We start from the raw sequence: 26,777 nt of genomic DNA, 5'->3' as shown, positions 1-26,777 counted from the left end.
TCCTTTCGAGGATTACCAATCCAATGATTCTAAAAATGCATAAATGTCTTCATGAAGCTGTTCCTTCTCTTTATCAAGCGTAATCACATGACCGGATTCCTCATACCATTTGATTTGTTTGATTGGAGATTCAACGCCGTTATAAATAATATTTGCACTATCGGTATTAATCATGTCATCATGACGCGCTTGGACCACAAATGTCGGCGCATAAATTAAATCGATATGATTTCGTACCTCAGCGATTAACGCCTGAAGTGCCTTTAATGTTTTCATCGGCGTTTTGCGAAACTCTTCCATTTCTTTTTCGATTTGCTCTGTTGCTTTTCCTTCCCGTTTTTTATATTCCCGCGCGTAGTCCAGCACTCCTTGATACATCGTTTCTTCGCTCTTAATATACATAGGTGCGCACATTGGAACGATGCCCACTACAGGTACAGTGTAACCTAATTTAAGGGAAAATACCCCGCCAAGCGACAAACCGACGACCGCAATTTTTTGATAGCCTTTTTCCCTCAAAAATTCGTACGCATTCATCACATCCTGCCACCAATCATCCGGACCGGTATGCACAAGCTCTTCTGGCGGAACCCCGTGCCCTTTATAAATGGGCGCATGGCATGTATATCCTTTGGATTCAAGAAAACGTCCTAGCATCCGGACATCTGATGAGTTTCCCGTAAATCCATGAAGTAATAGTACAGCGCGTTCTCCTGCTTCAAATGTGAATGGTTTTGGTGAAACAATCTTCATTTTCTGCATCTCCTTTCACGATTTCAAACAGAAAAGGCAGCCCTTTACCATGGACCGCCCCCTTTTTTCAAGTTTACAGTTGAAAATACGTTACGGCAATTGCTAAAACAAAAAACAAAACCGCTAAAACGACCGTCATGCGGTGCAATACTGCGTCAAGACCGCGAGCCTTCTGCTTTCCGAATAGCTGCTCGGCCCCGCCCGTAATCGCTCCGGACAGTCCAGCGCTTCTTCCCGATTGCAACAGCACAACAACAATCATCGCAATCGATACAATCACCAATAACGTGACAAGCAGAGTATGCATGTCTACTCCTCCTTCTCAAAAACGCACACTGCAATAATTTTAATGTATCATAAATCGGCTGATGATACAACCGCACGCGTTTCGATTCTAATCTATTCAACGCCCAAAAGGCCTAACCGCTGCGGTGCGGTTAGGCCTTTTATCTTGATCAGTAATTATTTTTTCAAGTTATAGAATGATTTCATGCCTTGGTAAACAGCGGTTTCGCCAAGCTGATCTTCGATGCGAAGCAATTGATTATATTTCGCCACGCGGTCTGTGCGCGAAGGAGCGCCTGTCTTGATTTGACCAGCGTTTGTTGCCACAGCGATATCCGCAATAGTGCTGTCTTCCGTTTCGCCGGAGCGGTGAGAGATTACCGCTGTGTAGCCTGCGCGTTTCGCCATTTCAATCGCATCAAATGTTTCTGTTAGCGTACCGATTTGGTTCACTTTGATCAAAATCGCGTTGCCAACGCCTTGTTCAATACCTTGAGCTAATTTTTTCGTGTTGGTAACGAATAAGTCGTCGCCGACAAGCTGTACTTTTTTGCCAAGGCGTTCAGTTAATAGTTTATGGCCCGCCCAATCGTTTTCATCCAAGCCGTCTTCAATGGAGATGATTGGATATTTCGATACAAGCTCTTCATACCAAGCCACCATTTCTTCAGATGTTTTGATCACGCCTTCGCCTTCAAGATGATATTTTCCATCTTGTTTATTGTACAGCTCTGAAGAAGCGACATCCATCGCCAGCATCACTTCTTGGCCCGGTTGATAGCCCGCTTTTTCAATCGCTTCGATAATCGTTTGTAGCGCTTCTTCGTTCGATTTTAAGTTTGGCGCGAATCCGCCCTCATCACCAACGGCTGTATTGTAACCTTTCGCCTTTAATACGGCTTTTAGGCTATGGAAAATCTCTGCTCCCATGCGAAGCGCTTCACGGAAGTTTGGCGCGCCGACAGGCATAATCATAAACTCTTGAATATCGACGTTATTATCCGCATGCGCACCGCCGTTTAAAATGTTCATCATCGGCACAGGCAATGTTTTCGCATTAAATCCGCCGAGATATTGATATAAAGGCACTTCTAAATAATCAGCAGCGGCCCGCGCGACTGCCATCGATACACCTAGAATCGCGTTGGCCCCTAATTTTCCTTTGTTTTCTGTACCGTCAAGCTCCATTAACGTTTGGTCAATCCCTACTTGATCGGTTACATCAAAGCCGATAATCGCTGGAGCAATGATTTCATTTACATTTTCTACTGCTTTTAATACACCTTTGCCAAGATAACGGTTTTTGTCGCCGTCGCGCAACTCCACCGCTTCATATTCTCCTGTGGATGCGCCGCTTGGCACTAATGCGCGGCCGAAAGCACCGGATTCTGTATATACTTCTACTTCAATTGTTGGATTTCCGCGCGAGTCTAATACTTCGCGAGCATATACATCAATAATCACTGACATGACAAATCTCTCCTTTTTTCTTATTTTACGATCAAAGTTTTTCCTGTCATTTCTTTTGGTTGTTCTAATCCAAGCAAATCTAGCATCGTTGGCGCTAAATCTCCCAAAATTCCGCCGTCACGAAGCACGATTCCTTTTTTTGTGACAATGACGGGAACTGGATTCGTCGTATGAGCCGTTTGCGGACTTCCATCTGGATTTAAGACCTCATCCGCATTTCCATGATCGGCTGTAATAATCGCCACACCGCCTTTGGCGATGATCGCATCAACGACTTTTCCTAAGCACTCGTCAACAGCCTCGACCGCCCGAATCGTCGGTTCGAGCTTTCCGGAATGGCCGACCATATCCGGATTCGCATAGTTTAAAATGATGGCATCATATTGATCTGCGGCAATTTCTTTTAACAGCGCTTCAGTCACTTCATAGGCGCTCATTTCCGGTTTTAAATCATATGTCGCCACTTTCGGCGAATTGATTAAAATCCGGTCTTCTCCAGGGAATTTTTCCTCGCGTCCGCCGCTCATAAAAAAGGTCACATGCGGATATTTTTCCGTTTCAGCGATGCGCAGCTGTTTTAAACCGTTCTGCGCTATCACTTCTCCAATCGTATTATCGAGATTGGTTGGTTTAAATGCTACGTATCCTTTTACGGTTTCACTGAAATGAGTTAAGCAAACGAAAAATACGTTTTTCGGATGCTTTGGTCCGCGATCGAACGAGCGGAAATCATCATTTGTGAACGTATTAGAAATTTGAATCGCCCGGTCGGGACGGAAATTATAGAAAATCACGGCATCGTTGTCTCGGATTGTCGCCACAGGTGTTCCATCCTCACATACCATCACAGACGGCAACACGAACTCGTCGTAAATGCCATGGGCATACGAATCGTCAATACATTCTAATGGATCGCGGTAAGCCGGGCCCTCGCCATAAACCATGGCGCGGTATGCTTTTTCAACGCGCTCCCAGCGCTTGTCACGGTCCATCGAATAGTAGCGGCCAGACAATGTCGCAATTTCACCGACTCCGATTTGGGCCATTTGTTCATTTAATTCATGAATGTACTTTTTCGCCGTTTGTGGCCCAACATCTCGGCCATCTAAGAAGCCGTGGATATATACATTTTTCACGCCTTCTTTCGCCGCTAATTTTAATAATGCGTATAAATGGTTGATATGGCTGTGCACACCGCCATCAGACAGAAGACCGAAAAGGTGCAAATTCGTGCCTTTTTCTTTTACGTGATTCATTGCGGCTAAAAATGTTTCGTTACGGTCAAATTCTCCTTCACGAATCGCAATATTGACGCGCGTTAAGCTTTGATACACAATCCGGCCAGCGCCAATATTTAAATGGCCGACTTCCGAGTTTCCCATTTGCCCTTCAGGAAGACCGACCGCTTCTCCGCACGCCGTGAGCGTAGCATGAGGATATTCGTTCCAATAGCGGTCAAAATTCGGCTTTTTCGCCTGTGCGACCGCGTTGCCATACGTTTCTTCGCGAAGAGCGAATCCGTCTAAAATAATTAATGCCACAGGTTGTTTACTCATGATGTCCTGCCTCCACTAGCTGCAGAAATGATTGCGGGTCTAAGCTGGCGCCGCCAACTAACGCTCCATCAATGTGCTCTTGCTTTAAAAACTGGCTGATATTATCCGGCTTCACACTGCCGCCATATTGAATGCGAACCGCTTCTGCCACCTCTTGGGAAAATTTTTGCGCAATAGTCGAGCGGATATGGCCGCATACTTCATTGGCGTCTTCTGCTGTTGAAGACTTGCCGGTGCCGATCGCCCAAATTGGTTCATAAGCGATCACCACTCGCTTTGCTTGCTCCTCCGTTAGTCCTTCGAGCGCTTTTTCCACTTGCGCAGCAACGATATCATTCGTTTTCCCGCTCTCTCGTTCTTCTAATGTTTCACCGCAGCACACAATCGGAATGAGGTCATACTGAAATGCAGCAAGAACTTTTTTATTCACTGTTTCATCGGTTTCCGCAAACATTTCACGGCGCTCGGAATGCCCAATAATGACATATTCGACTCCGAGATCTTGCAGCGCCAACGGGCTAATTTCTCCTGTAAACGCTCCTTTTGCTTCAAAGTGCATATTTTGTGCACCAATTTTTAGATTCGTGCCTTTAGCCGCTGCCACAAGACGTTCTAAAAATAGTGCCGGAGCGCAAACAACGGAGTCGACCCGTTCAGAAGAAGGGACGAGCTTTTTGACTTCCTCCGCAAAGCTTACAGCTTCTGCAAGAGTTTTATGCATTTTCCAGTTTCCTGCAATAATCGGCTTACGCATGGCTTTACCTCCTTCTGATTACTTATCATTTAACGCAACCACACCAGGGAGCTGCTTCCCTTCCATAAATTCCAGCGACGCGCCACCGCCAGTTGAGATATGATCCATTTCTTCAGCCAATCCAAATTTTTCAACAGCTGCCGCGGAATCGCCGCCACCGATGACCGTATATGTACCCTTCGCATCAGCTAGCGCCTGTGCTACTGCTTTCGTTCCTTCGGCAAATGCGTCCATCTCAAATACTCCCATTGGTCCATTCCAAATGACAAGCTTAGATTGCAAAATCACATCGCGATACAGCTCGCGCGTTTTTGGACCGATGTCCAATGCTTCCCAATCGCTTGGAATATTATCAATGCTTACAACTTTTTTGTTTGCGGCATTCGAAAAGTCATCGGCTACGACGGCATCAACCGGCATATAAAATTTTACGCCTTTTTCTTTCGCCTTTTCCATAAATGACTTCGCCAGCTCGATTTTATCTTCTTCGAGCAGCGATTTGCCGATTTCATGACCTAACGCTTTCACAAACGTATAAGCAAGGCCGCCGCCAATGATTAAATGATCGACTTTATCAAGTAAATTTTCAATGACGCCGATTTTGTCTTTCACCTTCGCGCCGCCAATGATGGCAGTAAATGGACGCTCTGGATTGGAAAGTGCTTTGCCAAGCACTTCAATCTCTTTTTCCATTAAAAAGCCTGCCACCGCTGGCAAGTAATGCGCGATTCCTTCTGTGGACGCATGAGCTCTGTGCGCAGCGCCAAAAGCATCATTGACATAGACGTCAGCCAATTCTGCAAAGGCTTGAGCTAGCTCTTGGTCGTTCTTCTCTTCGCCCGGATAGAAGCGAACATTTTCAAGCAGCAGGACATCGCCTTCGTTCATAGCAGCAATGGCCGCTTTTACTTCTTCTCCATAGGCTTCATCTGTCTTCACTACTTTTTTACCAAGCAGCTCGCTTAAGCGTTCCGCCACCGCCGTTAAACGCATTTCTTCTACTACTTTTCCTTTCGGGCGGCCAAGGTGGCTCGCTAAAATCACTTTCGCCCCCTGTTCTGACAAATACTGAATGGTTGGCAATGCAGCGCGAATGCGTGTGTCATCTGTTACGCGTCCATCTTGCATTGGGACATTAAAATCAACTCGGCAAAAAACGCGCTTCCCTTTGACATCCATGTCGCGGACGGTTTTCTTGTTCATGGCAAACGGCCTCCTTCAATGGTTTCTGCATACGAAAGGGAGTGGGGGACTCCCCCCGCTCCCCTCTCCATTTCACTATTATAGACTTGAATGAGCGACTAAGACAAATAGATTTATAAACCTTTTGAGGCAATATATTCAGCTAAGTCTACCACGCGGTTTGAATAGCCTGTTTCGTTATCATACCAAGAAACCACTTTGACCATTTTTCCTTCCATGACCATTGTAGAAAGCGCATCAATCGTAGATGATGCCGGGTTGCCATTATAATCGCGAGAGACAAGCGGTTCTTCGCTGTAAGCAAGAATGCCTTTTAACTCGTTTTCTGCTGCTGTTTTAAGCGCTGCATTTACTTCTTCTACCGTTACTTCTTGTTCAAGCTCAGCTACAAGATCGACAACAGATACATTCGATACTGGCACGCGCATCGCCATACCGTTTAACTTGCCTTTTAGCTCAGGCAAAACAAGGGCCACCGCTTTGGCAGCGCCCGTGCTTGTCGGAATAATCGATTCAGCAGCAGCGCGGGCACGGCGCAAATCTTTATGAGGCAAATCAAGGATTTGCTGGTCGTTGGTATAAGCATGGACCGTTGTCATCATGCCACGAACGATTCCGAATTTTTCATGAAGCACCTTAGCAAATGGCGCCAAGCAGTTTGTTGTACAAGAAGCATTTGAAATCACATGATGGTTAGCTGGATCGTATTTTTCTTGGTTAACACCCATCACGATGGTAATGTCTTCATTCGTTGCTGGAGCGGAGATAATGACTTTTTTCGCGCCAGCCTCTAAATGCTTCGCGGCATCTTCGCGCTTTGTAAAGCGGCCTGTTGATTCAACAACGATATCAACTCCTAGCTCGCCCCAGCCTAGTTGCGCTGGATCGCGCTCCGCTTTTACAACGATTTCTTTTCCGTTTACGACAAGGTTGTTGCCGTTCACAGAAACTTCGGCGTCTAGTGTGCCGTGAACGGAATCGTATTTTAAAAGATGAGCTAATGTTTTCGCATCTGTTAAGTCATTAACAGCTACGACCTCGATATTCGGATTTTTCAATGCCGCGCGGAATACGTTGCGGCCAATACGTCCAAAACCGTTAATACCTACTTTTACAGCCATTGGTGGTTCCTCCTTCATGATTCAAAAATAGTTATGTTAAGGGATGTGGCTCCCCCGTCAACGCTCTTGCTGCTCCTTCGTCCGTGATTAAAATCGAGCGAGGCGCTTGCTTCATATACGCTTTAATCGCCTTTGCTTTAGAAGCACCGCCAGCAACGGCAATCACATGCTGAACGCGTTTAATGTCTTCAAGCTGAATGCCGATTGTCTGCACCTTATGCACCACTTCGCCCGCTTGATTAAAGTAATATCCAAAAGCCTCAGCCACAGCATGTCTTTGCTTAATTTTTTCCATGTCTTCTCTAGAGGTTTTACGGCGTTCTGCCATCGTGATCGCATCGCCAATTCCATGCACTACGATATTCGATGATTTGATCAGTTGAAGCACTTCTTTGACTGCTGGTTCTTCAATCAGCGACTGATACGCCTCTTGGCTTAGATGGTCAGGCACATGGAGCAAACGGTAATTGCCCATTGCTTTTTCCGCCATTTTGGCACAGATCGTATTCGCTTGATTTTCGACATGCTCTCCTAATCCGCCTCGGGCAGGAACAAATAATATGCCGTGCTGTTTAGGATCTGGCATCATCATATCGGCTACTGCGGCCATTGTCGTTCCGCCGGTCACAGCGACGATACTTTGATCGCTCAGCTTTTCTTTCATGCACGCTACACAAGCTCTTCCCATTTCTTTTTTCACCCAAGGAGAAAGGTCGCTATCTCCAGCAACAATGATGACCTCTTCGACAGGGAGCAAACTTTTTACCTTTTTCTCTAAATCCTTCAAACCGAGCAGTTCCTTCATCACATCTTCCAAAAGATTGAGCAATTCGTCACCATCGGATGTCACGTGCATACCAGATGAAGTGATGGTAATTAAGTTTTGGTCTTTTAGAAATTGTACTTCTGCGCGAAGGACACGTTCGCTCATCCCGATGCTTCCAGACAACGCTCTTCTTCCAATCGGCTGCATCAGCCGAATGTACTGCAAAATGCGATAGCGTTTTTGCATAAACTCAAGAAGATCAGGCAATAATTTTTTCTGTGCATCAATCCATGATCGCAATGTAGTTCCCTTCCCCTTGCATATAATATATGGACACAATACGTCCCGCAGTGACTTATTTTGTCCCGCTTGTGCAAAAAAAATTACTCCTGCCCTCTTTTTTAATTGTAACAGGAGTATGGTAGATGTTCAACTATTCAAGCATTCAAGTAACCGCTTTCTTATAAAATCTTTTTTAATAAGGCCATAGGCCAGCTCTTTCCCGTCCACTTCGACGACCGGAATCATCAGATGGTATCGTTCCAACAACACATCGTCTTGATAAATATCGATTTCTTGAATGGTAAAATGGAGTTCAGTCTGCAATTCAGCTAAAATTTCTTTCGCCTTCTCGCACAAATGGCAATCTTTTTTGGAATAAAGATGGACAATCATCACGTTCACACCTTAATATCGTTTTCGTTTCGCAGATGATGGAATATGCAATTGTTCCCGATACTTGGCCACTGTTCTTCTGGAAATAGCAATTTGGTGCTCTTCGTTTAATAAATCAGCAATTTTTTGATCGGATAAAGGAGCATGTTTATCCTCTGCTTCAATCAATTTTTTAATCAATTCTTTCGTCTTGGCTGCAGATGCTTCTTCGTTATCATTTTCCGCAGAAAGAGAGTTTGTAAAAAAATGGCGAAGCTCTACGGTGCCAAACGGTGTCTGTACATATTTATTCCGAATCACTCGACTGACGGTAGATTCATGAATATTCAGCGCATCGGCAATATCGCGCATTGTTAATGGTCTTAGTGCGGCCAGCCCTTCTTCGAGGCATTGCTTCTGTCTTTCCATGATTTCCTTCACAACAAGAACCAATGTTTGTTTACGTTGTTCTAAGCTTTTTGTCAACCACATAAATTGCCGGTATTTTTCTCTCACAAACCATTCAATTTGTTCGTCCTGCTGATCGGCGACTTTTTTTTCGTAAGCGTGATTCCAAATCACTTCTGGAAGAAACTCATCATTCAGCCACACACATATCTCCCCATCACGCTTTGTGACAATCAAATCCGGCACGATAAAATGCGGATCCGCCGCAGCATAATGACTGCCCGGCCGCGGCTCAAGCGTGCGAATTAAATCCCATATTTCCTGCAAATTCGATATGCTGATTTTCAGCTGCTTCGCAAGCGCTTTCCATGCCTTTTCAACAAACATCGTAAAATAATCAGCTATGACCCGTTCTGCTAGTTCATGGCGAACAGGCAGGCGCTGAAGCTGGATGAGCAGGCATTCTTGCAAACTGCGCGCGCCCACTCCGGCCGGTTCAAGCGATTGCAAAAACTGAATGGCTTCCTCCAGTTCTTCTTCTGATAACGACAACAGGGCCGCGGTTTCTTTCATTTCCATTCGCAAATATCCATCCTCATCAAGTGAAGCAATTAAATAATGCAAAATCTGCCGTCTTTTTGCAGATAACGGAAAAGCGTGAAGCTGGGCTTTTAAATAAGACGCAAGCGTCTCGGAAGATTTCCCGATATTTTCAATCCAATTTCGTGTTTCTCCGTTCCTTGACTGCTTAGGAGTACGAACAAACTTATGATCCTTGATTTCGAGAAAAGGATTTTCTAGAGATTGCTCATGCAAAAAAGAGCGCAATTCAAGCGTTGAATACTGCAGCAATTCAATCGCTTGAGCCAGTTCCTTTGTTAATGAGAGGTGCAAGCGTTGCTCTTGAAACAGCCCCGCTCTCATAATCTCACGCTCCCTTCTTTATTATTGTACATCAACATCCTCAAAACGTATAGGAAATAAAATTTCCGTATATCCGAATCCATTATTTTTATATATATTCGAAAAATCACACAAAAAAGACCTTTCCTGATCGTGGACTGCTGCTATTATGAAGATAGATAACAGGAGCATTTTGGAAAGTATAGGCGGATATTCTTTATAGATGTGGTGAATGTTGTCGATATCCTACACATAGTTGTCAGACTAATGATACTACTGATCCACTCAAAACCAATGAACACTGCTTGAATTCTTGTTTTTATCGCTGAAAAACCGATCAGAATCCGACCTTTTACACGAAACATCCCAAATTCATACCAATAAAAGGAACAAGGGAAAGCTCTTTCGCTCTTTTAAATACGACGGGTTCTGGTAATCCTACTTATTACAACATAGGATTAAAAGAGGGTGATTGGGTGATTTACATATATAATGACTACGCTGGAACACATAGCACGGCACTAGCAGCAGCCTACCATTTAAAAAAGCTGCCTTTGGATCGAGAGCTGACGAAAGAAGAAATTTTAAATACGGACTATTTTAACAAACTGACAAAGGATGATTTCGGAAAATTTTTCTTCCACGGAATCGATGAAGATGGAAATTCTGTGTATACCATTGGCAGAAAAAGAAACAAATTAGTCGTTCAAGCATTGGGAAATTTCATTACGTTGCTACAAGAAAAACATAGCCATCACGAAAAGATTATTTTTTCTAATACTTCGCCAACGGTTCCATTTGCCATGACAATGGGAGGGTTTTTTTCAAGAGGATTGCACATCGATTTTATTGGCGTCCCCTTATTAGTTTTAGGTGCCAAACAATGTTGTCATGATATTCTTCGTCTCGTTGAATTTACAAAGCAAATCGGTCAATCGACAGAAAAAAAAGTCGTTGTATTAGAAAATCAAAATTTCAAATAACATCTATCTCTTGGTTATTTTCGTGCCAAAAATGCTCGAAAATAACCATCCTTTTTTCTTCCTGACAAACAGAGAAGAAGCAACCCGTCCGTTTCTCCGCTGCTTCTTTATTTGAATCCCCCCCTCAACATGTTCTTTGATTTTTCCCAATAAAAAGGGTCCAGCATCGCCATGGCGCCTTGCCCGCAAAGAGATTGATTCGTATGTCATCAGCGAAAAGAGTCCCGACAAATGGATTCAACAACGCCGGAACTGTCTCATGCAAAATTTCCCCAAAAACAACAGGGCTCTTTCGGATTTAAAAAAATAAAAAACGACCGCAAATGCAGTCGTATCAAGGAGCTGTGGAAATTTAATCCGAACCAGTAGGATAGTTGGAACGCCCTCGGCAGGATTCGAACCCACGCTAAGAGAACCGGAATCTCTCGTGCTATCCACTACACTACGAGGGCATGATTGGTTAGCCGCATGTTCCATTATAATGAAGAACGTTTTTTTTTGCAAGGGGAAAATATGCTATGGAAATAAGAAGCAAGATTGATTCATTATAGAAAAAACAAGTCCATAGATTTGTGTCTTCGGCCGCCGACCTCTCAGCTATCGTTTAAGCTGCGTTTATATCGGGCAAAACGCTTACTAACAGATGAACTCCCCCCCTTCACTCCGTTTAAGGGAGGGAGACTTCTCGGTGGATATGTTAAAAATTTAAAATCTATTTTCTTCAGCAATACGTCTGTTTAAAAAACAAAAAAGCGGATATGCTGAAAAAAGGGATATCGGAACAGAATAGCGAATAAATAAAATTATGAGGAGAAGGCAAAACGCTTTTTGTTTGACCTTCATTGACCAATTATGTATCATAGAAATACATATGATTTTAATTGACTGGTAAAGGAGGAAAACTCATGAATTTAATTCCTACAGTGATTGAGCAAACAAGCCGCGGTGAACGCGCATATGACATTTACTCCCGCTTGCTTAAAGACCGCATCATTATTTTAGGTAGTGCCATCGATGACCATGTCGCGAACTCCATTGTTTCCCAGCTTTTATTCTTAGCAGCGGAAGATCCGGAAAAAGATATTTCCCTTTATATTAACAGCCCTGGCGGTTCGATTACAGCCGGAATGGCCATTTATGACACGATGCAGTTTATTAAGCCAGATGTTTCGACCATTTGCATTGGAATGGCAGCATCAATGGGGGCGTTCCTGCTTTCTGCTGGCGCAAAAGGAAAGCGCTTTGCTCTTCCAAACAGTGAAATCATGATCCATCAGCCTTTGGGAGGAGCGCAAGGTCAAGCTACTGATATCGAGATTGCCGCTAAACGCATCTTGTTCTTACGCGATAAGCTGAATCGCATTTTGGCAGAAAATACAGGCCAGCCAATCGAGATCATCGAGCGCGATACAGACCGCGATAACTTTATGACGGCGGAAAAAGCAAAAGAATATGGTTTAATCGACCGCGTGTTGGCACGCGTTGACGAAAAATAATCCGGACAGCCAGTAGTAGACAAAGTCAAAACAGACTTTGTCTACTACTATTTTAAAAACGTTTGGCTGAAAAATGCGGACAGCCAATCTGAAAATATGAAGGCTGTTCTTTTCCGTAAAGAACAGCCTTTTCCTTTATGCATCGAATGAATCTCGGACAAAGTGCGGTTTGAGCATCCTGAACGAGTCGCTCTCTCCCAGCCATTCCTGCAGCCTCTTACTATCCTTCTTTTTGCACATATTTTGTCAATGCTTCAATCGCTTCTTGTTCATCCGGTCCATCAGCGATTAATGTAATGACAGACCTGGAGCTGATTGCTAGGCTCATCAGACCCATGATGCTTTTGGCATTGACTTTTTTTCCATCTTTTTTAATAAAAAGATCCGATGAGAAGCGGTTCGCTTCCTGAACAAAAAGTGCAGCTGGACGCGCTTGCAATCCAGTTTTCAACAACACTTCCACCTGTTTTTCCACCATATTCCTTCCTCCCCTTTTCCTGATTTTATTTATGGAAGTCTACAGGCTGTCCTGCCCGCAGCTTTTCAGCAATCTCATCGATTTTCCGCAAGCGATGGTTAATGCCCGACTTGCTAATTTTCCCCCCTGAAACCATTTCACCTAATTCTTTTAATGTAACATCTTGATATGTTACTCGTAATTCTGCAATTTCTCGAAGCTTATCTGGAAGTGCGCTTAAACCAATGGTTTCATCAATGTAGCGAATGTTTTCTACTTGACGAATCGCGGCGCCAATCGTTTTATTTAAATTAGCCGTTTCACAATTGACAAGGCGGTTGACCGAGTTTCGCATATCGCGGACAATCCGAACATCCTCAAAGCGCAGCAAAGCCTGATGAGCGCCAATAATATTAAGAAACTCTGAAATTTTTTCTGCCTCTTTTAAATACGTAATAAACCCCTTTTTGCGTTCCAACGTTTTCGCATGCAGCCCAAAATGGCTGTTCATTAATTCACATAACGAGTTGTTATGATCTTTGTCCAGTGAAAAAATCTCTAAATGGTAGGAAGAGGTTTCGGGATTATTAACCGATCCGCCAGCAAGAAAAGCGCCTCGCAAATAAGAACGCTTGCAGCATTTTTTCTTGATCAATTCTGGAGAGATGACCCGAACAAACGAAAAAGATTCCTCTAAGATTTTTAAATCCTCAAGTAATTCGCGCGCTCCTTCGACAATTCGAACGATGTAAACATTGTTTTTCTTTAAGCGCATTTTTTTCCGGACAAGCAGTTCAACGGTAACGGTGTATCCTTTTTTCATTAGCGTATAAATGCGCCGGGCGATGGCCGCGTTTTCCGTTTGGACATCAATGGTAAGCTTGCGATTGGAAAAAGACAGCGAGCCATTCATGCGCAAAAGGGCTGATAATTCTGCTTTTAAGCAACAGTCTTTGACATCTAAATTCGTTAGCTCTTTTTTCGTCTCTGACGCAAACGACAACCTACTCACCTCCATGCTTCATGATTTTTTCAAAGGATAAAGGAGGTGCGTGCGACTCTAGCACGTTTCTAAAAGTGAAACGAGCAGCGCTGCCACCTTTTTTGTATCATGGCGTATCACGCGATCTTCATACTTTACAATATGATCGCGGATAATGGTTATTCCCAGCTCCGTTAGCTTTTCTAAATCTTCCTTGACAGGTTCGGACAGCTCTTCCGCATAACGCTGCTGAATATCCTTAGGAATTTCTCCGCTATTGACGAGAATCATATCCAAAAAAGCACACTCCATATGATCATACAGCGCTTTCACATGGTCGCTTGCTGTATAATGCAATGTTTCGCCGGCTTGGGTCATGACATTGCATACATAAACTTTTTTAGCTTTTGCCTCGCATACCTCTTGACCGATTTTCGGCACTAACAAATTAGGCAAAATACTTGTATATAAGCTTCCAGGGCCGAGCACAATCAAATCAGCCTGACGAATTTCATGCAGTGCTTCTTCCAGCGGTTCGATCTGTTCTGGAGTTAAAAAAACTCTTTTAATTTTTTTTCCGGAGTACGGGATTTTCGATTCTCCAGAAACGATGGTCCCGTCTTCCATTTCCGCATGAAGAACGACGCTTTTATTCGCTGCCGGCAATACCTTGCCTCGCACATTCAACACCTTGCTCATTTCGCGAATGGCTTTAACAAAATCTCCGGTAATGGAGGTCATCGCAGCTAAAATTAAGTTGCCTACTGAATGGCCCGACAATCCGTTTCCGTTTTGGAAGCGATGCTGAAACAATTCAACGACGAGCGGTTCGACATCTGAAAGTGCAGCTAAAACATTGCGAATATCACCTGGCGGCGGAATATCAAGTTCATCCCGCAAACGGCCTGAGCTTCCTCCATCATCTGCTACAGTCACAATCGCAGTAATATCGACATCATATTGCTTCAGCCCTCTTAACAGCACAGGCAAACCGGTTCCGCCACCAATAATAACGATCTTCGGATCAATCTTTTTACTCATAGATGCTTTTCCTTTCGTCTTTCCATATCTCGATGAGACACATGCGTTTTATAATCCGCCGAAAAATGTTGAGCAAGATATTCAGCAAGCGCTACTGAACGGTGCTGGCCTCCTGTGCAGCCGATTGCAATGACAAGCTGGCTCTTTCCCTCCCGCTTATAGTGCGGCAGCATAAACGTCAATAGGTCAACCGTTTTCTCAAGAAACTTTTGCGTTTCGTTCCATTTCAGTACATATGAGGACACTTCCTCGTCCTTCCCTGTCTTAGGCCGCATATGTTCAATGTAATGCGGGTTCGGCAAAAAACGGACATCAAAGACTAAATCGGCATCAATAGGCAAACCGTATTTAAAGCCAAATGACACAATATGAACCGTAAAGGTTTGATGTGTGTGTGAAGAAAATTGCTTTAAGATCTTTTCGCGAAGCTCCCTTGGTTTTAAGTCAGAGGTATCGTAGATGATTTGCGCTCGTCCCTTTAGCTCCTCCAGTATTGCTCTTTCCAACCGTATGCCCTCAAGCGGCAAGCCATTGGGCGCAAGCGGATGAGTGCGCCGCGTTTCTTTATACCGAGCAACTAGTGTAGAATCTCTCGCATCGAGGAATAAAATTTGTGGTGTCACCCATGACCACTCCGATAAATCATCAAGCGCCGCCAATAATTTATCAAAAAAATCGCGGCTGCGCAGATCCATCACTAACGCAATTTTATTAATTTTATTCCCCGATTCCTTCATTAGCTCTAAAAATTTTGGCAGCAAGGTTGGTGGCAAGTTATCGACACAAAAAAACCCCAAATCCTCAAAGCTTTGAATGGCCACCGTTTTTCCCGCTCCCGACATTCCAGTGATAATGACCATTTGTATGTCGTTGGTTGAACCTGTACTCATCTTCATCCTCTCCCCTTAGCTTGGGTCTAATCGATACGAAAGCAGTTGGAAATCTTCTGTATAAATAAACGAACCATAGATCATGCCAGATCCCTTTAACATATAATCTAAAATATGACGATCTCCCGGTGCCATCGGGAGTTGGTGAATCGTTTCCACAGGGTGCCATTCAAGCTTCCCTTCCTCACAGTAAGGCACATGTTCGCCATCAAACTGATCCGCAAAAAACGTAAACATCATCCACTCCGAAACAATTCGCTCCTGATCCTTGATCACAATAGTAAATACCCCTTTTAATTCGGGGCTTTTCAAATAAATGCCCGTCTCTTCCCGATATTCTCGAATACATGCTTCGCGAATCGTTTCACCTTGCTCCATCTTTCCTCCAGGAGCAACCCACCAGCCTCGGCGCGGTTTTTGCAGCAACAAAATTTTCCCATCATTAACCAAAACACAATTTGTTACGCGTTGCAACACGTTCACCTCAACATTACTCAATACAGTTTACTTTATTATACTATTTCTGGCGATATGGTGCTAGTTGCATATCGGCCGTATATCGCAATAGGAGCGCGATGATGAATCTGTGAGATCAGCCGGCTCCGACTGTTTTTGCTTCATACCCTTTATATCTTGCGACAGCAAAAAAAGAGGCACGGGAAGTACCCATGCCATACACGGAAATTTATATAAAAGGGGGTCAATTACTTTACCTTTAGCATACAGGAAAATTATTTCATTTGTGTTACAGCGCGGTTAAACATCCATTACGGTTTCGTTAAGTGATTATTTCACTTTTAGCGACTCTTTTAGCTCCTCTACGTAATGCTGTGCACTTTGCGCCGCAATGCTTCCGTCCCCTGTCGCCGTTACAATTTGCCGCAGCGATTTTTCACGGACATCGCCCGCCGCAAAAATTCCGGCTATTTTTGTTTCCATATGTTCGTTTGTTTCAATATAGCCATTTTCGTTTGTAATGCCAAGGCTGACAAATGGCTTCGAAAGCGGCAGCATACCGATATAAACAAACACGCCATCACATGAAAACTCCCGCTCTTCTCCTGTTTGTGTATGGACAAGCGTGACTCCGCCCACTTTTCCGTCTTTTTCATGAATTTGCTTAACTGTATGATTCCAGATAAAATCGATTTTTTCATTAGCAAATGCACGGTCTTGTAAGATTTTTTGCGCCCGCAGCTGATCGCGGCGATGCACGATCGTAACCTTGCTAGCAAAACGAGTTAAATATACGCCCTCTTCCACTGCGGAATCGCCTCCGCCCACAACAACAAGCTCTTTTCCGCGGAAAAAGGCGCCATCACATACGGCGCAATAAGAAACGCCGCGGCCGCTCAGCTCTGCCTCCCCAGGAACACCTAGCTTTTTATACTCCGCTCCTGTCGCAATAATCACCGCATGCGCTTTATATTGTTTATTTCCGACCACAACGGTTTTGTGCTCTTGGCCATCAATCACTTCTTTTACGTCACCGTAAGCATACTCTGCTCCAAATTTTTTGGCATGTTCAAACATCTTCGTTGCTAATTCTGGTCCCAAAATATGTTCATAACCTGGATAGTTTTCTACATCCTCCGTATTGGCCATTTGGCCGCCTGGAACTCCGCGCTCAATCATCAGCGTCGACATGTTCGCTCTAGATGTGTAGACAGCGGCTGTCATTCCGGCCGGTCCCGCCCCAATAATAATGACATCATAAATTTTTTCTTCTGACACAGCGTCCACTCCTTTACGCGCTACTTACCTGCTTATTATTTCCTTACTTTTATCGTATATAAGTCCTGAATAAACGTCTATTAATTTGCTCATTATAACCATTTTCGAACTTGTTTTACATATTTTTGAACAGTTGATAACGAAATACTGTACTTTTCTCCGATTCCTTTTTGTGTCACGGATTCGCCCTGATTTCGCCTCCATACATATTCAATCGCTGCCGCCCATGCTTGATAATTGGAGAAGTTTCGCAGCACATCCACCGCATTGGCGAACACATGAAACCAAGCGATATACATTTTTTCATCTGCTAACACATTTTTTTCCCATAATTCATCCATTACCGCGTAGGCGTCTACGATATACAATGGGACCACTGCTTGCGCTGGAAGCAAAATATAATCAATAAACTCCCGGACAAGCCAATGCTGTTCCATTGTCTCTCTTACATGGATATACGCTTTCACTTCATCCGCATTCAATGATTTGCTGATGACATATAATCCATAAAGCACTTCAGCAATATTCGTTCCGTTCATCCACCGCTTAATTTTTTCTTCAAACACTCCCCACGGCTCTTGCCCTTTCTTATCAGGGCTCAGATCGATTACTTTTTCCCACGCTGTTTTGGCTAAACGGGCATGACCGGTATAATAAGCAGAATAGGCGAGCCAATAATAAAATAAAAAATCACCATGAAACCGCATTTTATACAAATGGTGAAGCCATTTAAAAGCAAGGTCAAAACGTCCGACAAGCGCGAATGTAGCGCCAAGCTTATAGCGCTGATCAATGAGAAACGGATGCACACAGGCTAATTCCTCTGTCAAGCGGGCGACCTCTGCTTCATCCTGCAAGTAATGAAAAAACACAAGCCGATTGCAAAGTGCATGCAGGTTGCCAGGATTTTTTTCAAGCACTTCATTAATAACGCTCTGTGCTTTTTCAGCATTTCCCATATAAAAATAAGCTAATGCCAAATTATTGTATGCGGACCAAAATTCCGGGTATTCAGCAATCATCGCTTCCAACACTTCAATTGCTGCCGGAAAATCCCCTTTTTCCAGTAACGAGCGCGCTTTTTCTTGTTTTACGATCAAATCCTCTTGACTGATAAACTCATCATCTTCATATTCGATGCTTAAAAGCTCTATTAAATCTTCAATCTCTTCCAAAAATTCACCATCCGGTTCGCGCTCTAAATAGGTTTGCGCATGATTCATCGCCTCGCGAAATAGACCAAGATGAGCATAATTATGAGCTAAAAAATAAAAGCATTCACTCATTTCGGGATCAAGCTCATGAACAACGGTCAGAAACAGCTGATTAGATGCTTGATATTCACCTAACTCCGTCAATACAATCGCAAGCTGAAAAGCAAACATCGCTTCTTGACCATTCAATTGCACAGCCCGCTCCAAATATTTTTTCGCTCGCGCCAAATCGCCACGTTTATAAGCAATTAACCCTTTTTTAAAGTAGTACTCTCCGCTTTGCACAAACGGAATGACCTTCGCTGCTGATCGTTTTCGTTTTAATTGTTTTCCCATCTAGTCCTCCATGTTCCGCTGAATTCACCGAAAAGAAGTATAACATATTCTCTTAAAACTGTATAAGCGATATAAGCTGAATTTTTGTTTTATTATCCATTCCTGAAGAATTGACACAATAAAGCTGCTCCAAAAGAGAAGAGCCTCATTTTTTCAGGATCCGGAGTTGCCTTATCATGCGAATATAGGAGAAGCACTCAACAATTCAAAAAACAACCCGTCACATCAAATGATGTAGATCACAAGTGTTGATGATCCATTATTTTACTAAAAACATGGAATGATCGAACTAGACACAAGCTTTTCCCGCCAGATGCATGCCCAGTCGGCAAGCGATCGTTTGCCGATTATGGCAGAAAAGCTAGGAATCAAGCAAGGTCAATTGTTTTTTATGGGATAAGCAACACACCGGGGTTTGTTTATTTTTTCTTCAGAATGCAGCCGGTGATTAGCCATCATCATTCATCTCCTCGAGAGGCCGATCTTTTCAGCTGCGGGGCTCTGAACTAAGGAAGTGTGAAAATCCATCTATTGACAGCTAGCGAGGGAATAACGCTTCAACACCTTTAGTCCGAAGAAAAAGGGGACAGGCAGCACCTTTAGGCAACGGATATGTCACTTAAACATAACAGAAGCTGGCTCCAATCGCAATACGATTATGAACCAGCTCAAAAATTACTCTTTTGCTGCATGGCGCTCCTTTAATACAGCAAGCACGGCATCAAGCGGCAATTTTTGTTCACGCAACAGGACAAGCAAATGATACAATAAATCGGCAACTTCCCATTTTAGTTCTTCTGGATTGCGGTTTTTGGCTGCAATAACGACTTCAGTTGCTTCTTCGCCTAGCTTTTTTAAAATCTTATCAATTCCTTTTTCAAATAAATAAGTTGTATACGCCCCTTCCGGACGCTCTGCTTCGCGTTTGGCGATAATTTGTTCAAGCTGATTAACAATGGAGAAACGGTCAGTGTATGCGCCAGCTGCTTCGCCGTGGATCGTTTCGGAAAAACAAGAATAGCTTCCGGTATGGCAGGCAGGCCCTTGCGGTTCTACCAGCATAAGGAGAGCATCTTGATCGCAATCATAACGCATCTCAAGAATGCGTTGCGTATTCCCGGAGGTTTCTCCTTTGTGCCACAACTCTTGGCGGGAGCGGCTATAAAACCATGTTTCCCCTGTTTCAAGCGATTTTTGCAGCGCCTCTTCATTCATATAAGCAAGTGTCAACACTTCCTTGCTTTGCGCATCTTGCACAATAGCGGGAACGAGCCCTCTTTCATCAAAACGAATATTAGAAATATTCATCGGACGTGCACTCCTCTCTCGCGCAAATAGGCTTTTACTTCTTTAACAGACGTTTCTTTATAATGAAAAATCGAGGCAGCTAAAGCAGCGTCGGCTTTTCCTTTAAGAAACGCCGAAACAAAATGCTCTGCATGGCCCGCGCCTCCCGAAGCAATGACTGGAACGGAAACAGCTTCGCTCACTTTTTTTGTAAGCTCAAGGTCAAAACCATTTTTTCCTCCATCACAGTCCATGCTTGTTAATAAAATTTCACCTGCGCCGTGCTCTACCGCTTGCTTGGCCCATTCGACCACTTCCCAATTCGTCGGCTTGCGCCCTCCATGTGTATAGACGCGCCAAGAACCGAGCTCTTCATCGTATTTGGCATCGATCGCTACGACTATGCATTGTGAACCGAAAAAATCAGCTCCCTCACTAATAAGCGAGGGACGGATGACTGCCGCCGTATTTAAAGACACCTTATCCGCACCAGCGCGAAGAATGCGCTTCATATCTTCTAACGAATGGATTCCGCCGCCGACTGTAAACGGAATGGCAAGCTGTGCCGCGACATTCTCAACGACTTCGATCATGGTTTTTCGTCCCTCATGGGAAGCGGAAATATCTAAAAACACCAGCTCATCGGCTCCTTGTTCGTCGTAAAATTCCGCCAATTCAACTGGATCTCCCGCATCGCGCAACTGCACAAATTGAACCCCTTTTACCACGCGGCCATCCTTCACGTCAAGACAAGGAATAATGCGCTTTGTAATCATTCGCCCTGCACCACCTTTAACGCCTCAGCAACAGTAAACTGATTTGTATACAATGCCTTTCCAATAATGGCTCCTGTTACTCCTTCATGGACAAACGGCTTCAATGTTCGCAAATCATGGAGAGAACGGACTCCTCCTGAAGCGATCACATTCCGTCCGGTTGCCCGCGCCATATCGACAACCGCTTCAATATTCGGCCCAGACATCATGCCATCCGTCGCAATATCAGTAAAAATAAACGTCTGCGCTCCAGCCTCGGCCAGTTCTTTTCCCAGCTCTTCCGCCTTGACACTCGATGTATTCAACCATCCTTCTGTTGCTACATAGCCGTTTTTAGCATCAATGCCAATCGCAATGCGCTCGCCGTATGTGGTCAGCATTTTTTTGACAAAGGAAGGATTGGAAATAGCAGCGCTACCTAAAATCACGCGAGCCACCCCGTTACCCAAGTAATAAGCGACATCTTCTTCCGTACGGATGCCTCCGCCCACTTGCACATTCACCTTTAACTGCCGGGCAACCTCAATGACAAAGCGATCATGGATACGGCGTCCCTCCTTTGCGCCATCGAGATCAACCATATGAATCCATTGCGCTCCCTGATTGGCAAATAGACGAGCCATCTCAAACGGCGAGTCGCCATATACCGTTTCCTTATTATAATCGCCCTGTAATAGCCGAACACACTTGCCGCCGCGCATGTCGATCGCCGGATAAATGGTAAACGCCGCCATCATTCGTTCTCCTTTCTTGCCACAAGATCCGCATAATTTTTTAATATGTTCATTCCGATGCTGCTGCTTTTTTCCGGATGAAATTGTGTTCCAAATAAATAGTTTTGACCCACGACAGCCGGAACTTCCACATCATATGTGCTGCTTGCCAGCACAACCTCTTGATCGGTTGAATCGACATAGTATGAGTGAACAAAATAGACATATCCTTCTTCGACATTTTTAAAAAGCGGAGACGGATAACGAATGTGCAGGCGATTCCATCCCATATGCGGTACTTTATACGCTTCACCACTTGAGGTCGTTCCCGGAAAACGGACAACGCGGCCTTTTAATAGCCGAAGCCCTTCCGTCCTGCCATTCTCCTCGCTCTCATCGAACAAAAGCTGCATCCCAAGACAAATTCCAAGCAGCGGCGTTCCGTTTTCCACCGCTTCACGAATAAAATCAGACAGCCCTGTTTCATTCAAGATGTGCATGGCATCTTTAAAAGATCCGACCCCCGGCAAAATAAGGCCTTTCGTTTTCTTGAGCTGATCCACGTTCCCTGAAACGATAGATTCATAGTTCAAGCGCTCTAGCGCTTTGCTGACGCTGTATAAGTTGCCCATTCCATAATCAATAATGCCAATCATTTATAACATTCCTTTCGTCGATGGAACTCCCTTTACACGCGGGTCAATCATCGTCGCTTCAGCCAATGCTCTTCCCAACGCTTTAAACACCGCTTCAATCATATGGTGAGTATTGCGGCCATAATGAACAATCACATGCAAGTTCATGCGCGCCTCCAAGGCCAGCTTCCATAAAAATTCATGCACAAGCTCCACATCAAACGTCCCAACTTTTGGGCTTGGGAATTCGCCACGAAACTCAAAGTGCGGTCGGTTGCTTAAATCAATCACGACTTGTGCAAGCGCCTCGTCCATTGGCACAAACGCGTTGCCATAGCGTCTAATTCCTTTTTTATCACCTAAAGCTTCTCGAAGCGCCTGCCCTAAGCAGATTCCGATATCTTCCGTTGTATGATGGTCGTCGATTTCAATATCGCCGACAGCCTTTACCTGTAAATCAAACTGCCCATGCTTCGCAAAAAGATCCAGCATATGGGTTAAAAACGGCACTCCTGTTTCAAGCTCCGCTTTTCCCTCGCCCTCCAGCGTCAGTTCCAATTGAATATCTGTTTCATTGGTCGTTCGTGAAATCATAGCCTTTCTCATGATGTTTCTCCCCCTTGATTTTTCAAACGTTCTTCTACAGCCCGCGCATGTGCTTCCAGCCCTTCTAGCCGCGCCAGCGCAGCAATTTTTGCGGCGTTAGCCACTAGCGCCTGTTCGCTGTATAAAATAAGGCTCGATTTTTTAACAAACTCATCGACGCTCAATCCGCTTGAAAAACGAGCCGTTCCATTCGTAGGCAGCACATGGTTCGTGCCGGCAAAATAATCGCCTACGGGCTCAGAGCTAAACCGCCCTAAAAAAATCGCGCCAGCGTGACGAATTTGTCCAATGAGGCTCATCGGATCATTCGTGATCATTTCCAAATGCTCCGGAGCCAGCTCATTAACGGCGGCGATCGCTTCCTCCATCGTCTCGCTCACATAAATCGCTCCATATTGTTCGATAGCGGCAGCGGCGATCTCCTTGCGCGGCAGCGTTTCCAGCTGTGCTTCTACCTCGCTCGCGACTTCCAGCGCCAATTTCATGGAAGGGGTGACAAGGATACTGGAAGCGCGCTCATCATGCTCAGCCTGTGACAAAAGATCAGCGGCAATTTCATTCGCTTTTGCTGTTTCATCAGCTAGCACCACGATTTCACTCGGTCCGGCAATCATGTCGATCGCCACTTGCCCGAACACTTCCCGCTTCGCCAGCGCCACATAAATGTTGCCTGGACCAAAAATTTTATCAACCGGCTGAATGGTTTCTGTCCCATAAGCAAGGGCGGCGATCGCTTGGGCACCCCCGATTTTATAAATCTCTTGAATTCCAAGCTCGCAAGCCGCGACAAGCACTCCTGCCGGCAAGCTGCCTTGGTCATCGGGAGGAGATACGATCACAATCCGCTTGACTCCTGCTACTTGTGCGGGAATGACATTCATTAAAACAGAAGAGGGGTAAGCCGCTGTACCGCCCGGCACATAAAGCCCGACCGCATCAAGCGGTGTGATCTTCTGACCGAGGATCGTTCCGTCCTCCTTCATCATCATCCAAGACTCCCGCTTTTGGCGTTCATGATACTCGCGAATATTTTCCGCCGCTTCGCGAATGATGGCAATCAAGGAGGAATCCAGTTGCTCATAAGCTTGGTCCATTTCCTGCTTTGATACCTGCAACGATTCAAGTAAGACGCCGTCAAATCTTTCCGTATATTCCTTTAAGGCCACATCTCCTTTGCGCCGTACCTCTTCAATAATAGTTCGGACTGTCTGTCTTTGCTGTTCGGTCCCCGTTTCGATCGATCGCTTCAATGATAAGGCGCGCGTCAGTCGCTCAATCTTCATGTCACACTCCACCCCTTTCATTCCTCGCCAATGATGACTGATAACCGCTCGACAAACTCATGAATAGGCGCTGCCTTCATGCGATAACTCACTGGATTCACAATTAAGCGAGAGGTTACCTCCACAATTTTCTCTAGCTCCACCAGCCCATTCTCTTTTAATGTTCTTCCGGTCGAAACAATATCGACAATTCGGTCCGCCAATCCGACGAGCGGCGCAAGTTCAATAGAGCCGTTTAAGTGAATAATTTCAACTTGCTCTCCCTTTTCGCGAAAATAGCTGGAGGCAATATTCGGATATTTCGTCGCCACTCTTGGCGCAATCCGATTCATTTTTCCATCAGGCAACCCGGCAACGGCTAAATGACATGGGCTGATTTTTAAATCCAAAATCTCATACACATCCCGTTCCTCTTCTAGCATGACATCTTTTCCGGCAATCCCAACATCAGCGACACCATGCTCAACATATGTGCTGACATCCATTGGTTTCGCCAAAATAAAACGCATCTTCTCTTCGGGAACATCGATAATCAGCTTACGAGATTCATCCAATTCAGGCGGAAGCCGGTAGCCGGCTCGACGCAGCAGCTCCACCGCTTCTTCAAAAATGCGGCCTTTTGGCATCGCAACGGTTAACATACGCTATTCCTCCTTTGACCATGCGGCACATATTCATCCAATCACAAAAGCGGCAACGTCGGGAACCCGCCTTCCATCATGGATCACAAGCATTTCGTGATCATGAATTTTGACCAATTAAGTAAGTAATGTGGTGATATTGTTTTGCGCAAGCATCAATATTTTCGATTCCCGATATGTGCTGCATAACGACTTTTTCACCGTTTTTTCGCCGCTGATTCGCCAATTGAATCGCTTCTGAAAGCCTTTCTTGACTAAAAATAATGCAATGGATCTCCCGGCTCTCCTCCGGTTCGCCTAGCGCTTCAATCAACCGGTCGACCCGAATCCCAAATCCGGTAGCGGGAGCCTTTCGTTCAAACTTTTCCAACAATTCATCGTAGCGCCCGCCGTTTCCAAGCGGAAAGCCGACTTTTTCTGCATATACTTCAAATAAAATTCCCGTGTAATAGCTCATATGGCTCACAAGATTGAAATCAAACTTAATATGTTCCGTCACTTGATACAGTTTGAGATGTTCATACAGCTGCTCCAGCTCGGCAATCGTGTCGATTCCGTTCTCTCTATCCACCAGCTCGCGCGCCCTCTCAATACTTTCGGCTCCACCGCGCAATTCAAGCAGATTTAAAAGCCGCTGCTTATCGATCGAGGAAAGCGGCAATGATTTGACATGTTCACGGTAACCAACGTAATTTTTTTCATACAAAAAGCGGCGCAACGTATTGGAACGCTCTTCATTTCCTAAAATATCTAAAAATAGCGCATGGACATAGCCAATATGTCCAATCGTGACTGTAAATCGGTCAAGCCCAATCTGTTTTAAGGCGGCAATCATTAAGCTAATCACTTCTGCATCTGCGGCAATGGTGCCATCGCCGATGCATTCCACTCCAATTTGTTCAAATTCGGCCGGGCGCCCTCCCTCTCGCTGCTGGGCGCGAAACACATTCGCATGATAAGCCAACCGGAGCGGATTTCCGCTTTCGTAAAGCTTTGACGCAGCCAAGCGGGCAATCGGCGCCGTCATATCAGGACGCAAAACAAGCGTATGACCCTGCTGATCAAGAAGCTTAAACAATTGATGGTCATCAATCGCTGAAGCAGTACCAACCGTTTCGTAATATTCTAACGTCGGAGTTTCAATAAACTCGTATCCCCATTGTTCAATTTCATTCGCCATTGTTCGGCGGACGTGCTGCTTCGCTTTATATAAAAAAGGTAATGTATCGCGCATCCCCAACGGTTTTTCAAACATAAACAGCTTTCTAGACATAGTAACCCGCCTTTACCGAAATACTTTAGTTTGCTAATATGGTAGAGAGATGAAGTTATTTGTAGTTTACTCCTTGTCGGGGCTTACGTCAAGGTTAAGATGATTCAAAATAGCACTAATCACTACAAGAAGCTTAATGAATTCATGCTTTCCATAATAAAAATGGTCCATCAACAACATTTCTCCTGCCTAAGCATAAGAAATCGCTATTTATGGACAAGCGCCTGCCGTCTATATCCCATCCATCGCATAAAAAGTGCATCGACAACGCCGATGGATACGAGCACACATATTTTCCATTCGTTTAGCGAGCCGCTATCTCTTGATCTTGCTTAGTTGCTGTCATCTCCAATATGAAGTATAAAGACGAAAACTCCATGATTACTAGTAATGTTGTCTTCATTCAGAAAACCTCAAAATACATGGAATATTACGCCTTTGATTTTACCTTATTGGTTAAAAACAGAGATGGAATAAACATCGCAACCATTAACATGCTTGCAACCAAAAAGCCTGATTGATAAGCAGAAGTAAGGTGCTGTCCTTTATACACATCT

General features: G+C 44.6%; 27 protein-coding genes and 1 tRNA gene. 2 read left to right on the top strand and 26 right to left on the bottom strand.

Translation table 11 applies throughout. The features are described from left to right. Positions 1-12 precede the first annotated feature (12 nt). The 10 genes from B6A27_RS03025 to rpoN form a co-directional block, all read right to left on the bottom strand. Entirely contained in the window at positions 13-753 is a 741-nt protein-coding gene (locus B6A27_RS03025) for an alpha/beta hydrolase (RefSeq protein WP_080860083.1), read from the bottom strand. 73 nt (positions 754-826) lie between these two features. After that, positions 827-1,060, bottom strand: coding sequence for a preprotein translocase subunit SecG (gene secG, locus B6A27_RS03020; protein ID WP_044741429.1), 234 nt, complete (start codon positions 1,058-1,060; stop codon positions 827-829). Positions 1,061-1,215: 155 nt separating this feature from the next. Then, on the bottom strand, positions 1,216-2,508 hold the full coding sequence (gene eno / locus B6A27_RS03015; protein ID WP_044741431.1) for a phosphopyruvate hydratase: 1,293 nt from the start codon (positions 2,506-2,508) through the stop codon (positions 1,216-1,218). Positions 2,509-2,528: 20 nt separating this feature from the next. Then, complete coding sequence (gene gpmI / locus B6A27_RS03010; protein WP_080860081.1) at positions 2,529-4,064, bottom strand: 2,3-bisphosphoglycerate-independent phosphoglycerate mutase; 1,536 nt, start codon at positions 4,062-4,064, stop codon at positions 2,529-2,531. Next, a complete protein-coding gene (gene tpiA, locus B6A27_RS03005) occupies positions 4,057-4,818 on the bottom strand; it encodes a triose-phosphate isomerase (RefSeq protein ID WP_080860079.1) in 762 nt (253 codons plus the stop codon). The genes gpmI and tpiA overlap by 8 nt, the downstream gene beginning before the upstream one ends. Positions 4,819-4,836: 18 nt before the next feature. After that, positions 4,837-6,021 (bottom strand): phosphoglycerate kinase, encoded by a 1,185-nt coding sequence (locus B6A27_RS03000; protein ID WP_080860078.1) that lies wholly within the window; start codon positions 6,019-6,021, stop codon positions 4,837-4,839. A gap of 113 nt (positions 6,022-6,134) precedes the next feature. Beyond that, complete coding sequence (gene gap / locus B6A27_RS02995) at positions 6,135-7,142, bottom strand: type I glyceraldehyde-3-phosphate dehydrogenase (protein WP_080860076.1); 1,008 nt, start codon at positions 7,140-7,142, stop codon at positions 6,135-6,137. A 31-nt stretch (positions 7,143-7,173) separates the two neighbouring features. Further along, positions 7,174-8,208, bottom strand: a complete 1,035-nt coding sequence (locus B6A27_RS02990; protein WP_044741436.1) for a sugar-binding transcriptional regulator — start codon at positions 8,206-8,208, stop codon at positions 7,174-7,176. Between the two features lie 129 nt (positions 8,209-8,337). Then, a complete protein-coding gene (locus B6A27_RS02985) occupies positions 8,338-8,583 on the bottom strand; it encodes a glutaredoxin family protein (RefSeq protein WP_066149727.1) in 246 nt (81 codons plus the stop codon). A 12-nt stretch (positions 8,584-8,595) separates the two neighbouring features. Beyond that, positions 8,596-9,894 (bottom strand): RNA polymerase factor sigma-54, encoded by a 1,299-nt coding sequence (gene rpoN / locus B6A27_RS02980; RefSeq protein ID WP_066149724.1) that lies wholly within the window; start codon positions 9,892-9,894, stop codon positions 8,596-8,598. A gap of 455 nt (positions 9,895-10,349) precedes the next feature. Between rpoN and B6A27_RS02975 the strand changes: the two genes are divergently transcribed. Then, positions 10,350-10,856: a DUF3189 family protein gene (locus tag B6A27_RS02975; protein WP_080860074.1), complete on the top strand. Its 507-nt coding sequence runs from the start codon at positions 10,350-10,352 to the stop codon at positions 10,854-10,856. Positions 10,857-11,236: 380 nt separating this feature from the next. Here the strand turns inward: B6A27_RS02975 and B6A27_RS02970 are convergent. Beyond that, a tRNA-Arg gene (locus B6A27_RS02970) sits at positions 11,237-11,308 on the bottom strand. A 453-nt stretch (positions 11,309-11,761) separates the two neighbouring features. Between B6A27_RS02970 and clpP the strand changes: the two genes are divergently transcribed. Continuing rightward, a complete protein-coding gene (gene clpP / locus B6A27_RS02965; protein ID WP_044741440.1) occupies positions 11,762-12,352 on the top strand; it encodes an ATP-dependent Clp endopeptidase proteolytic subunit ClpP in 591 nt (196 codons plus the stop codon). A 220-nt stretch (positions 12,353-12,572) separates the two neighbouring features. Here clpP and B6A27_RS02960 read toward each other — a convergent pair whose 3' ends face one another. From B6A27_RS02960 to B6A27_RS02890, 15 genes are all read right to left on the bottom strand, one after another. Further along, positions 12,573-12,830 carry an HPr family phosphocarrier protein gene (locus tag B6A27_RS02960; RefSeq protein WP_044741441.1) on the bottom strand — a complete coding sequence of 86 codons (258 nt, stop codon included), beginning with the start codon at positions 12,828-12,830 and terminating at the stop codon, positions 12,573-12,575. 25 nt (positions 12,831-12,855) lie between these two features. Next, entirely contained in the window at positions 12,856-13,812 is a 957-nt protein-coding gene (gene whiA, locus B6A27_RS02955; protein ID WP_044741442.1) for a DNA-binding protein WhiA, read from the bottom strand. A gap of 57 nt (positions 13,813-13,869) precedes the next feature. Then, positions 13,870-14,832, bottom strand: coding sequence for a gluconeogenesis factor YvcK family protein (locus tag B6A27_RS02950; RefSeq protein ID WP_044741443.1), 963 nt, complete (start codon positions 14,830-14,832; stop codon positions 13,870-13,872). Further along, positions 14,829-15,722: an RNase adapter RapZ gene (gene rapZ / locus B6A27_RS02945; RefSeq protein ID WP_080860072.1), complete on the bottom strand. Its 894-nt coding sequence runs from the start codon at positions 15,720-15,722 to the stop codon at positions 14,829-14,831. Before rapZ ends, B6A27_RS02950 begins: the two co-directional genes overlap by 4 nt. A gap of 15 nt (positions 15,723-15,737) precedes the next feature. Continuing rightward, a complete protein-coding gene (locus tag B6A27_RS02940) occupies positions 15,738-16,196 on the bottom strand; it encodes an 8-oxo-dGTP diphosphatase (RefSeq protein WP_066149713.1) in 459 nt (152 codons plus the stop codon). A gap of 312 nt (positions 16,197-16,508) precedes the next feature. Next, positions 16,509-17,456 (bottom strand): thioredoxin-disulfide reductase, encoded by a 948-nt coding sequence (gene trxB, locus B6A27_RS02935; protein WP_080860070.1) that lies wholly within the window; start codon positions 17,454-17,456, stop codon positions 16,509-16,511. Positions 17,457-17,548: 92 nt separating this feature from the next. Then, the gene (locus B6A27_RS02930) at positions 17,549-19,006 is read right to left on the bottom strand and encodes a tetratricopeptide repeat protein (RefSeq protein ID WP_080860068.1); all 1,458 of its coding nucleotides are present in this window, start codon (positions 19,004-19,006) and stop codon (positions 17,549-17,551) included. A gap of 675 nt (positions 19,007-19,681) precedes the next feature. Then, positions 19,682-20,314, bottom strand: a complete 633-nt coding sequence (gene hisIE / locus B6A27_RS02925) for a bifunctional phosphoribosyl-AMP cyclohydrolase/phosphoribosyl-ATP diphosphatase HisIE (RefSeq protein ID WP_066149703.1) — start codon at positions 20,312-20,314, stop codon at positions 19,682-19,684. Beyond that, the gene (gene hisF, locus B6A27_RS02920) at positions 20,311-21,069 is read right to left on the bottom strand and encodes an imidazole glycerol phosphate synthase subunit HisF (protein ID WP_066149699.1); all 759 of its coding nucleotides are present in this window, start codon (positions 21,067-21,069) and stop codon (positions 20,311-20,313) included. The genes hisIE and hisF overlap by 4 nt, the downstream gene beginning before the upstream one ends. After that, positions 21,066-21,803 carry a 1-(5-phosphoribosyl)-5-[(5-phosphoribosylamino)methylideneamino]imidazole-4-carboxamide isomerase gene (hisA, locus tag B6A27_RS02915; protein WP_080860066.1) on the bottom strand — a complete coding sequence of 246 codons (738 nt, stop codon included), beginning with the start codon at positions 21,801-21,803 and terminating at the stop codon, positions 21,066-21,068. Before hisA ends, hisF begins: the two co-directional genes overlap by 4 nt. Then, positions 21,803-22,438, bottom strand: a complete 636-nt coding sequence (hisH, locus tag B6A27_RS02910) for an imidazole glycerol phosphate synthase subunit HisH (RefSeq protein WP_066149693.1) — start codon at positions 22,436-22,438, stop codon at positions 21,803-21,805. The genes hisA and hisH overlap by 1 nt, the downstream gene beginning before the upstream one ends. Further along, positions 22,439-23,026, bottom strand: coding sequence for an imidazoleglycerol-phosphate dehydratase HisB (gene hisB / locus B6A27_RS02905; RefSeq protein ID WP_044741452.1), 588 nt, complete (start codon positions 23,024-23,026; stop codon positions 22,439-22,441). After that, on the bottom strand, positions 23,020-24,306 hold the full coding sequence (hisD, locus tag B6A27_RS02900; RefSeq protein ID WP_080860064.1) for a histidinol dehydrogenase: 1,287 nt from the start codon (positions 24,304-24,306) through the stop codon (positions 23,020-23,022). Before hisD ends, hisB begins: the two co-directional genes overlap by 7 nt. A 17-nt stretch (positions 24,307-24,323) precedes the next feature. Further along, complete coding sequence (gene hisG, locus B6A27_RS02895) at positions 24,324-24,947, bottom strand: ATP phosphoribosyltransferase (RefSeq protein ID WP_066149684.1); 624 nt, start codon at positions 24,945-24,947, stop codon at positions 24,324-24,326. Positions 24,948-25,047: 100 nt separating this feature from the next. After that, entirely contained in the window at positions 25,048-26,220 is a 1,173-nt protein-coding gene (locus B6A27_RS02890; RefSeq protein ID WP_044741455.1) for an ATP phosphoribosyltransferase regulatory subunit, read from the bottom strand. Between the last annotated feature and the right edge of the window lie 557 nt (positions 26,221-26,777).

It is taken from the genome of Anoxybacillus sp. UARK-01 (genome assembly GCF_002075365.1).
In the GTDB taxonomy this organism is placed as follows: Bacteria; Bacillota; Bacilli; order Bacillales; family Anoxybacillaceae; genus Anoxybacteroides; species Anoxybacteroides rupiense.
This window is presented reverse-complemented; position numbering and strand designations above follow the sequence as displayed.